Source organism: Halalkalibaculum roseum (genome assembly GCF_011059145.1).
GTDB lineage: Bacteria > Bacteroidota > Rhodothermia > Balneolales > Balneolaceae > Halalkalibaculum > Halalkalibaculum roseum.
Window position 1 is genome coordinate 1 of the sequence record NZ_JAALLT010000014.1, and the last position, 1,579, is coordinate 1,579.

A 1,579-nucleotide genomic window follows, 5' to 3' on the forward strand; every position below is an offset into this window, starting at 1 on the left:
ACACTCAAATTTTGAACAAGCCACCAGATCCCCCCTGATTATATCAGCTCCGGGCGCCAAGAAGAATGTAAAAGTGGACTCGCCGACCGAATTTGTTGACCTGTATCCAACACTGACGGATTTGGCAGGCCTCGAAATTCCTGAACATGTAGTTGGTACCAGTCTGAGTCCAATTTTAACAGGTAAGACTCAACGGGTGAAAGAATTTGCTATCAGTCAATATCACCGGTGGAATGATGTGATGGGTTACGCACTACGTACCGATCGCTATCGCTATGTTGAATGGCATGGCGAAAACTATCGTAGCTACAAGCCATATGAGGAAGAAAATATTGTTGGTCGTGAGCTTTACGATTACAAGGAAGATCCCAATGAAACCCAAAATTTGGTAAACAAAGAGTCGTATTCCGAAGTGGAAAATAACCTAAAGGAAAAATTGAAAAAATTTCTTCAACAACGAAGTTCTCAAAGTTTAGAATCAGAATAAGAAATACTAAAAGTTTATAGAACAAACTATAAGATAATGTTTTCAAGCAATCGATTTATACAGCTTATTTGCGTTATCATGGGGCTATTGTTTATTAGCATAGATGTTGCAATAGGGCAAACCAGAGAGAAGCCTAATGTGCTTTTCATTGCAGTAGATGATCTAAAGCCGATGATTGGAGCCTATGGTCATGACCAAATCCAAACTCCTCAAATGGATAAGCTTGCATCGGAAGGAGTTACATTTATGAATAACCATACCCAGCAGGCGGTATGTGGACCTTCACGAGCTAGCTTACTGACCGGATGGCGCCCCGATAAGACCAAGATTTGGCGGTTGAATGTAATGATTAGAGACAAGAATCCCGATGTGGTTACTTTGCCTCAGCATTTTAAGAATAATGATTACATCACTGCAGGTATCGGAAAAATTTTTGATAAAAGAAGCGTAGATAAGGATCATGATAAACGTTCCTGGAGTCTGTCTTATCGGGAAAATATGCCGGATTTTTACTTGGAGGAGTATGGAGAACCTTTCGTGCATTACCAATCAACGGAGGTAAAAAAGAAAGCCCAAAAGTATATGGAAGAGGCTGAAATGGAAGGGCTTAATGGATGGGAGCGCAAGGCGTATGCTATGGAACGGATTAAGCCATCGACCGAAATGTTGGATGTACCTGATGAAGCCTACCTCGATGGTTTGTTGGCCAAGCGTGGTCAGGAATTGTTGGAGCAACTTTCGGAAAATGAAAAACCTTTCTTTTTAGGTATCGGTTTTAAAAAACCTCATTTACCCTTTGTCGCCCCCAAAAAGTATTGGGACCTATATAACCGTGATGATATTTCGTTGAGTAAATGGCAAAAACATTCACAAAACGGCCCGGACCTGGCGTATCACCGGTTTGGGGAACTGCGAAGTTATACCGATATCCCTCCGGCAATTGGAGATGATGGATTAGTTAATAGGGAAAAACAAAAAGAGCTGATCCATGGATATATGGCTACTGTATCCTATATCGATACTCAAGTAGGTAAGCTTATGGATAAATTGGATAAGTTAGGATTGCGTGAGAATACGATTGTAGTTCTTTGG

Annotated in this window: 2 protein-coding genes; both read left to right on the top strand. The window is 41.0% G+C overall.

What is annotated here, in order from left to right; all coding sequences use genetic code 11:
- The coding region (locus G3570_RS16275; RefSeq protein ID WP_165143924.1) for a sulfatase/phosphatase domain-containing protein at window positions 1-487 on the top strand (487 nt) is incomplete at its 5' end.
- Window positions 488-523: 36 nt separating this feature from the next.
- The coding region (locus G3570_RS16280) for a sulfatase (protein ID WP_165143925.1) at window positions 524-1,579 on the top strand (1,056 nt) is incomplete at its 3' end.